General features: G+C 72.5%; 6 protein-coding genes and 1 pseudogene. 5 read left to right on the top strand and 2 right to left on the bottom strand.

Features of this window, described 5'->3' with window-relative positions; genetic code table 11:
• From KJS59_RS24690 to KJS59_RS24675, 4 genes and pseudogenes are all read left to right on the top strand, one after another.
• Positions 1 to 904: pseudogene (locus KJS59_RS24690) on the top strand (ATPase); the annotation flags it as partial.
• A gap of 40 nt (positions 905 to 944) precedes the next feature.
• Positions 945 to 1,352, top strand: coding sequence for a roadblock/LC7 domain-containing protein (locus KJS59_RS24685; protein ID WP_213455355.1), 408 nt, complete (start codon positions 945 to 947; stop codon positions 1,350 to 1,352).
• Between the two features lie 168 nt (positions 1,353 to 1,520).
• Positions 1,521 to 1,886 (top strand): DUF742 domain-containing protein, encoded by a 366-nt coding sequence (locus tag KJS59_RS24680; RefSeq protein ID WP_213455354.1) that lies wholly within the window; start codon positions 1,521 to 1,523, stop codon positions 1,884 to 1,886.
• Positions 1,867 to 2,496 (top strand): GTP-binding protein, encoded by a 630-nt coding sequence (locus KJS59_RS24675; protein WP_249714834.1) that lies wholly within the window; start codon positions 1,867 to 1,869, stop codon positions 2,494 to 2,496. The genes KJS59_RS24680 and KJS59_RS24675 overlap by 20 nt, the downstream gene beginning before the upstream one ends.
• A 268-nt stretch (positions 2,497 to 2,764) precedes the next feature.
• On the opposite strand, the gene uvrA is transcribed toward KJS59_RS24675, so the two are convergent.
• On the bottom strand, positions 2,765 to 5,755 hold the full coding sequence (uvrA, locus tag KJS59_RS24670; protein ID WP_213455353.1) for an excinuclease ABC subunit UvrA: 2,991 nt from the start codon (positions 5,753 to 5,755) through the stop codon (positions 2,765 to 2,767).
• Between the two features lie 259 nt (positions 5,756 to 6,014).
• On the opposite strand from uvrA, the gene KJS59_RS24665 reads away from it, so the two are divergent.
• Positions 6,015 to 7,106 (top strand): LCP family protein, encoded by a 1,092-nt coding sequence (locus tag KJS59_RS24665; protein ID WP_213455352.1) that lies wholly within the window; start codon positions 6,015 to 6,017, stop codon positions 7,104 to 7,106.
• On the opposite strand, the gene rsgA is transcribed toward KJS59_RS24665, so the two are convergent.
• Positions 7,103 to 8,164, bottom strand: coding sequence for a ribosome small subunit-dependent GTPase A (gene rsgA, locus KJS59_RS24660; RefSeq protein ID WP_213455351.1), 1,062 nt, complete (start codon positions 8,162 to 8,164; stop codon positions 7,103 to 7,105). The two genes, KJS59_RS24665 and rsgA, sit on opposite strands and share 4 nt — an antisense overlap.
• Between the last annotated feature and the right edge of the window lie 112 nt (positions 8,165 to 8,276).

The following is an 8,276-nucleotide window of genomic DNA, read 5'->3' as shown; positions in this document are numbered from 1 at the left end:
GCCCCCGCCCCCGCCTCCGCCGCCGGCCGCGCCGACCAGTGCGGCACCGGCACCGGCCACCCAGGCACCGGCGCTCGGCACGGACCTACCGGTCGCCGGTGGACCGCCGAGCCACCTGTCGGACCCCGCCTGGAACACCACGCCGGCGCCCACCGCACCCCGCCAGGACTTCGTCGTGCGGCCGCCGCACGTCGCGGCCGCCCCGCAGGTGCCACCCGCCGAGGACACCACCGAACTGCCCATCTACCGCGAGATGGAAGCGGTCTGGTTCCGCAGCCGCGGCCTGCGCGCCGAGGGTCCCAGCGGCCACATGGGGCCGGACGCGGGCACGGCCGGCCTCCCGCCGGCGGCACCCACCATGGCCCCGACCGTCGCGATGCCGCGCCTGGCCTCTCCCGGTATGGCGGCCCCGACCGCGCCGGTGCCCAACGGCGGCAGCACCGCCGTCCCGGGCGGCCCCGGTGGCCTGCCGAAGCGCGTCCCGTCGCAGCGCCCCGACCCGGCCGGGCCCGCCGCACCGCCCGTCACGGCCCCACCGGCCGCGGCCCCCGCCGCACCGCCGGCGACCGCACCGCCGGCGACCACGCCGCTGGCGTACCAGCCGCCGGCCGTGCCGCCACCGGCCACCACCCCGGCCGGGACCGGCGGCGCCGGAGACAGCCCCTGGCGCACCGCCGCCGACGACGGCTGGCGCGCGGCCACCGCCGCGGCCACCCCGCAGACCCGCGGCGCGACCCGGTCCGGTCTGCCGAAGCGGGTCCCCCAGGCCCAACTCGTCCCGGGCGGTGTGAGCACGCCCAGCACCCCGGGGCCCACCCGGCGCTCGGCCGACGAGGTACGCGGCCTGCTCTCCGCGTACCACCGCGGTGTGCAGCGCGGCCGCGCGAGCAGCAAGGAGCAGTGATGCCGACCCCCACGGCGCCGACCGAGGAGACCTCCACCCGATGAACACCGCAACGGCCCAGCAGGACATGAGCTGGCTGCTGACCAACTTCGCCGACCACGTCGCCGGGATCGCCCACGCGGTCGCGGTGAGCGCGGACGGCCTGCTGCTCGGCGCCTCCCGCGACCTGCCGCGCGACCGCGCGGACCAACTCTCCGCGATCACCGCCGGCCTGGTCAGCCTGACCCACGGCGCGTCCCGCTGCTTCGAGGGCGGCGCGGTCCTGCAGACCGTGGTCGAGATGGACGGCGGCTTCCTGTTCCTGATGTCCATTTCGGACGGATCGGCGCTCGCGGCGCTGGCCGCCCGCAGTTGCGACGTCGGCCAGGTCGGATACGAGATGGCGCTGCTCGTCGAGCGGGTCGGCGCGGCCATCGCGCCGCTGCCGCGCAGCGCCGTGACGCACTAGCAAGGTTTTCGTCGCGCCCGGCGGGCGGGCGCGCTGGCGGGAGACCAAAGGGGTAGGACGGGTGAACGTGAGGAGCGCAGATGGCGGGACCGCCCGGTTGGCATGCGGCCGGGGCGGCGACCACGCGCACGTTCCCGCCGTTCCGGCCCCCTTACCGGGGCGGTCGCGATGACCGACCGGCGCAAGGACACCCGGGGAGCGTTGGTCCGCCCGTATGCCGTCACACGCGGACGCACCGAACCGACCCGGCACATCGCCATCGAGGCCATCCTGCTCACCACCCCGCGCGGCCAACAGGAGTCCATGTACGCCGGGCGGGACAAGCACCTGATCGCGTCGCTCTGCGACGGGCGGGCGCTGTCGCTGGCGGAAATTGCCGCGCACATGCGGATGCCCCTGGGTGTGACCCGGGTGCTGGTTGCTGACATGGCCGCCGAGGGACTCATGGCGGTGCACGAACCGATGGCGGACGACGACTACGACGATCGCATGGACCTGCTGGAGAGGGTGCTGAGTGGACTTCGACAACTCTGACCGGGGCCGAGGGGCCGCCCGCCCGTCGCCCAGCGGCCGGATCCGGTCCGCCAAGATCCTCATCGCCGGTGGCTTCGGTGTCGGTAAGACGACCTTCGTCGGCTCCGTCTCCGAAATCACCCCGCTGACGACCGAGGCGGTGATGACCGCGGCCAGCCAGAGCGTGGACGACACCTCCGGCGTGCCCGGCAAGAGCACCACCACGGTCGCCATGGACTTCGGCCGGATCACCATGGCCTCGGACCTGATCCTGTACCTGTTCGGCACCCCCGGGCAGGCGCGCTTCTGGTTCATGTGGGACGAACTGGCGAAGGGCGCGATCGGCGCGGTCGTGCTGGCGGACACCCGCCGGCTCACCGACTGCTTCTCGGCGATCGACTTCTTCGAGAACCGGCAACTGCCGTACCTGATCGGCGTGAACTGCTTCGACGACGCGCCCCGCTACGCCGAGGACGAGATCCGCGATGCCCTGACCGTAGGGCCGCAGACTCCCCTCATGCTTCTGGACGCCCGCCATCGCGACTCCACCAAACACACGCTGATCACGCTCGTGGAGTACGTGGTGCAACTGCACCGCAGCACCCGACCCATGCTCGCCCAGCCCCGCTGAGCGGTCACGGCTCCTCATCACGGTAGGGCGCGCCCCATTAGGGGTTCGCGCCCTACCGTGCCCGTCACAGACGCTTGATCCCCCCGCCGACACCAAGCCCGCCAGCCGCAAAGCCCCAACCGCGAGTCGCTCTCCCGCCTCAACCACCGAAGGTTTGCGGCCCGGCGTGACCGGCGCGGGGATCAAGCCTGACCGCCCCGCGACGGGCACGCTGGGCCGCATCCTGGCAGCGCTAGGGGCCGCAAACCCGCCCGGCGTGGAACCCGCCCTAAGCCTTAGCCGCGGTCGCCCGCCGCCCCCGAGAAGCCGCCGCAGAAGCATTCGCCGTAGACGCACGCGCCGCCTTCTTGACGGCACGCGCGGTGCCGTTCGCCTTGGCGGCCCGGGTCGCCGCCGCCGTGCCGGTGGCGCTGGCCGAGACGCCCAGGGCCGGGCGGAGGAAGGCGCCCGTGTGGCTTTCCGCGATCTCGGCCAGTTCCTCCGGCGCGCCGACGCCGACGACGGTGCCGCCGCGGTGGCCGCCCTCCGGGCCCATGTCGATCAGCCAGTCCGCGGACTTGATGACGTCCAGGTTGTGTTCGATGACGATGACGGTGTTGCCCTTGTCGACCAGCCCTTCGAGGACCAGCAGCAGCTTGCGGATGTCCTCGAAGTGCAGGCCGGTGGTGGGCTCGTCGAGCACGTAGACGGTCCGGCCGGTGGAGCGCTTCTGCAGTTCGGAGGCGAGCTTGACGCGCTGCGCCTCGCCACCGGAGAGGGTCGGTGCCGGCTGGCCGAGGCGCACGTAGCCGAGGCCCACGTCGACCAGGGTTTTGAGGTGCCGGTGGATGGCCGGGATGGCGCTGAAGAACTCCGACGCCTCCTCGATCGGCATGCCCAGTACCTCGGAGATGGTGCGGCCCTTGTAGTGGACCTCCAGGGTTTCGCGGTTGTACCGGGCGCCCTTGCACACCTCGCAGGGCACGTATACGTCCGGGAGGAAGTTCATCTCGATCTTGATGGTGCCGTCGCCGGCGCAGTTCTCGCAGCGGCCGCCCTTGACGTTGAAGGAGAAGCGGCCGGGGCCGTAGCCGCGCACCTTCGCCTCGGTGGTCTCGGCGAACAGCTTGCGGATGTGGTCGAACACGCCGGTGTATGTGGCGGGGTTGGACCGGGGCGTGCGGCCGATCGGCGACTGGTCCACGCCGACGACCTTGTCCACGTGTTCCAGGCCGGTGATCCGGGTGTGCCGGCCGGGCACCATCCGGGCGCCGTTGATTTGGTTCGCCAGCACCGCGTGCAGGATGTCGTTGACCAGGGTGGACTTGCCGGAGCCGCTGACGCCGGTCACGGCGATGAACTGGCCGAGCGGGAAGCTGACGGTGAGGTTCTTCAGGTTGTGTTCGCGGGCGCCGTGCACGACCAGTTCGCGGCCGATCTGCTGGGGGCGGCGCTGCGCCGGGGTCGGGATCTCCCGCCGGCCGGACAGGTACGCGCCGGTCAGCGACTCCTTGTTGCGCAGCAGGTCCTTCAGCGCGCCGCTGTGCACGATCTTGCCGCCGTGCTCGCCGGCGCCCGGTCCGATGTCGACGATCCAGTCCGCGGTGCGGATGGTGTCCTCGTCGTGCTCGACGACGATCAGCGTGTTGCCCAGCTTCTTCAGCCGGACCAGGGTTTCGATCAGCCGGTGGTTGTCCCGCTGGTGCAGACCGATGGAGGGCTCGTCGAGCACGTAGAGCACGCCGACCAGGCCGGAGCCGATCTGGGTGGCCAGCCGGATGCGCTGCGCCTCGCCGCCGGAGAGGGTGGCGGCCGGGCGGTCCAGCGAGAGGTAGTCCAGGCCGACGTCGACGAGGAAGCGGAGCCGGGCGTTGATCTCCTTGAGTACCCGCTCGGCGATCAGCTTCTGCCGGTCGGTCAGCACCATCGCGCCGAGCCGCTCGGCGCACTCGCCCACCGACAGCCCGCACACCTCGGCGATGCTCTTGCCGTCGATGGTCACCGCGAGCACCTCGGGCTTGAGCCGCGCGCCGCCGCAGGCGCCGCAGGGCACGTCGCGCATGTACCCCTCGTACTTCTCGCGGGACCAGTCCGACTCGGTGTCGGAGTGCCGGCGCTCGATCCACTGGATCACGCCCTCGAAGCCGGTGTAGTACGAGCGCTCCCGCCCGTACTTGTTCCGGTACCGGACGTGGACCTGGTCCTCGGCCCCGTACAGGATGGTCTTCTGGACCCGGGACGGCAGCGCCCGCCACGGCGTGTCCAGGTCGAAGTGCTCGGCGTCGCCCAGCGCCTCCAGCAGGCGCAGGAAGTACTCCATCGTCTGCCCGCCGGACCATGGCTGGATGGCACCGTCGCGGAGGGCGCGCTCCGGGTCCGGGATGATCAGTTCCGGGTCGACCTCCTTCTTGGTGCCGAGGCCGACGCACTCCGGGCAGGCGCCGTACGGGGCGTTGAACGAGAAGACCCGCGGCTCCAGGTCCTCGATCGCCAGGGGGTGGTCGTTCGGGCAGGCCAGGTGCTCGGAGAAGCGCCGCTCGCGGTGCGGGTCGTTCTCCGCCAGGTCGACGAAGTCGAGCAGCACGATGCCGCCGGCCAGGGCGAGCGCGGACTCCACCGAGTCGGTCAGCCGCTGCTTGGCGCTGCCCTTCACGCTGAGCCGGTCGACCACCACCTCGATGGTGTGCTTCTCCTGCTTCTTCAGCTTCGGCGGCTCGGTGAGCGGGTGGACGACGCCGTCGATCCGGGCCCGGGCGTACCCCTTCGACTGCAACTCGGCGAACAGGTCGACGTACTCGCCCTTGCGGCCGCGGACCACCGGCGCCAGCACCATGAACCGGGTGCCCTCGGGCATCGCCAGCACCCGGTCCACGATCTGCTGCGGGCTCTGCCGGGAGATCCGCTCGCCGCAGACCGGGCAGTGCGGCTCGCCGACGCGGGCGAACAGCAGCCGGAGGTAGTCGTAGACCTCGGTGATCGTGCCGACCGTGGAGCGCGGGTTGCGCGAGGTGGACTTCTGGTCGATCGAGACGGCCGGGCTCAGCCCCTCGATGAAGTCCACGTCGGGCTTGTCCATCTGGCCGAGAAACTGCCGAGCGTACGAGGAAAGTGACTCAACGTAGCGACGCTGGCCCTCGGCGAAGATGGTGTCGAAGGCCAGGCTCGATTTGCCGGAGCCGGACAGGCCGGTGAACACGATCATGGCGTCGCGCGGCAGGTCCAGGTCCACGTCGCGCAGGTTGTGCTCGCGCGCGCCGCGAATGATCAGTCGGTCGGACACCGTCCAGCCCTCTCGATTTGTCCCGATATGTCGCCAGGGCGACGCCAGCAGCCAACTGTATCCACGGAGTACGACAACTTTCGCCCACGCGGTCGCCGGCCGCCACTCGGATGCCCGGCGGGCCGTCGCGGACAACCGCGAGCCGCCCGGTGGATGGCCGACCTGCCCCGATTACCCGGGTCGGCTGACCGGACGGCGGGGTGTTTGAGCCAACAGACGGCTTTCAAGAGTATCCGCATTCTTCGTACGCTCCGTGATCGTGGCCGATCTCGACGCCGCTGCGGCGGGCACCGCCGACGCGCCCCCGACGCCCGCCGGCGGAGCCGACGGGCCCGGCCGCGACGATCCCGCCGAGCCGACCCCCGCCGAGCCCAACGAGCCGCGGCGGCGCCGGTGGCTGCGCGCCCTGACGCTGGTGCTGGCGCTCGCCCTGGTGCTCGTCACCGCCGGGGTCGGCGGCGCCTGGTACTACCTGCGGTCGATCAACTCCAGCGTCGGGCGGGTGGACGCGTTCACCGGCGTGCCCGAGGCGGAGCGGCCGACCAGGGAACCGGCCGCCGGGAAGGCCATGAACCTGCTGGTGCTCGGCAGCGACTCCCGGGACCCGGACAGCACCGGCGGATCGCGCGCCGACACGATCATGCTGGTGCACGTGGCGGCGGACCGGTCCGGTGCCCAGATCATCTCGATCCCCCGCGACACCTGGGTGACGCTCCCCGACGGCCGCTCCGCGAAGATCAACGCCGCGTTCGCGTTCGGCGGGGCACCGCTGATGGTGCGCACGGTCGAGCGGTTCACCGGGGTGCGCCTGGACCACGTGCTGCTGCTCGACTTCGCCGGGTTCAAGGAGATCATCGACGCGCTGGGCGGCATCGAGGTGCAGGTGGACGTGACATTCACCTCCACGCACCCGCCGTTCCGCAAGTTCGTCAAGGGCTCGCGGCAGTTCGACGGCGAGCAGGCGCTGGACTACGCCCGGCAGCGCTACCAGTTCAAGGACGGCGACTTCACCCGCATCCGCCACCAGCAGCAGGTCGTGCTCGCCGCGCTCAGCCGGGCCGCGGACAGCGGGCTGATCACCGACCCGATCCGGCTCAACGCGTTCCTCCGGGCCGCCGCCAAGTCCATCACCGTCGACAAGACGATGTCCCTGCTCGACACCGCAACCCAACTGCGCGACCTGCGCGCCGGCGACCTCATCTTCCTCACCAACCCATCCAAGGGGACCGGCCGGGTCGGCGACCAGAGCGTGGTCTTCGCCGACCCGGCGGCCGACAAGGCCCTGTACCGGGCCGTGAACGAGGACGCGGTGGGCGAGTGGCTGGCGGAGCACCCGGAGGCGGTCCGCTAACCGGATCGGTGTGTCCTGGTGATCCGCTTCCGCCGGGCACGCTCCGCCGCGGCGAGGCGCGCGTCCCGGCGGCGGGACTCGTAGGCGATCTCCCGTTGCAGCTTCCGCCAGCTGTCCAGCCGGCGCGGCGGCAGGTCGCCGGATTCCAGCGCGGCCCGGACCGCGCAGCCCGGCTCACCCTCGTGCCGGCAGTCGCCGAACCGGCAGGCCGCCGCCAGGTCGGCCACGTCGGCGAACGCGCTGTCCAGCCCGGCCGCCTGGTCCAGCAGGCCCACCGCGCGGATGCCCGGGGTGTCCAGCACCGCGCCGCCGCCCGGGATCGGGATCAGCGCCCGGTACGTGGTGGTGTGCCGCCCCTTGCCGTCCACCCGGCGGATCGCCTGGGTGACCATCACGGTCGCCCCGGCGAGGGCGTTCACCAACGTGGACTTGCCGGCACCGGACGGACCGAGCAGCGCCAGCGTGCGCCCGGGCCGGACCAGCGGGCGCAGCGCCGCCAGCCCGTCGCCGCGCTGCGCGCTGACCGCGAGCACGTCGACCCCGGGCGCCACGTCGGCCACCTGCTCCACCACCGCCGCCGGGTCCGCGACCGCGTCCGCCTTGGTCAGCACCACCAGCGGGGTGGCGCCGGACTCCCACGCCAGGGCCAGCAGCCGCTCCACGCGCGCCACGTCGGGCGCCGGGTCCATCGGCTCGACCACCGCCGCCCCGTCCGCGTTCGCGGCCAGCACCTGGCCGGTGGAGTCCTTGTCGGCGGTGCGCCGGACGATCGCCGTCCGCCGGGGCAGGACCGCCTCGGCGGTCACCCGCCCGTCCGGCCAGTCGCGCAGCACCACCCAGTCGCCGGCGCATGGCAGCCACACCGGGTCCCGCCCGGCGGCGACCAGCAGCGGTCCGCCGAGACTGGCCCGCACCGGGGCACCCTCGGCGGCGAGTACGGAGCACACGCCCCGGTCCACCCGGCTGACCCGGCCGACCCGGTGGTCGGGCTGGTCGAGGTTCCGGTGGCCGGCGGCGAAGGAGGCGTCCCAACCCAGGGACGCGAGGTCGAACGTCATCTGAACCCTCTGGGTGTGAGTGGTGGCGCGGCCGCGGAAGCGGTCACACGCCGGGGAAGGTGGGAGTGTTCGGACAGCTCATCGGTGCTCCCACCTCCTTCGGGTCCGGTAC

This window comes from Rhizomonospora bruguierae (assembly GCF_018397995.1).
GTDB classification, from domain to species: domain Bacteria; phylum Actinomycetota; class Actinomycetes; order Mycobacteriales; family Micromonosporaceae; genus Rhizomonospora; species Rhizomonospora bruguierae.
The sequence above is the reverse complement of the archived record's forward strand: the minus strand, read 5'-3'. Positions and strand labels throughout refer to the sequence as shown.

What these genes read in the sequence shown, in the direction of transcription:
- KJS59_RS24685 (WP_213455355.1), top strand. Translation starts at nt 945, where the DNA reads ATGAACACCGCAACGGCCCAGCAGGACATGAGCTGGCTGCTGACCAAC.
- KJS59_RS24680 (WP_213455354.1), top strand. Translation starts at nt 1,521, where the DNA reads ATGACCGACCGGCGCAAGGACACCCGGGGAGCGTTGGTCCGCCCGTAT.
- rsgA (WP_213455351.1), bottom strand. Translation starts at nt 8,164, where the DNA reads ATGACGTTCGACCTCGCGTCCCTGGGTTGGGACGCCTCCTTCGCCGCC.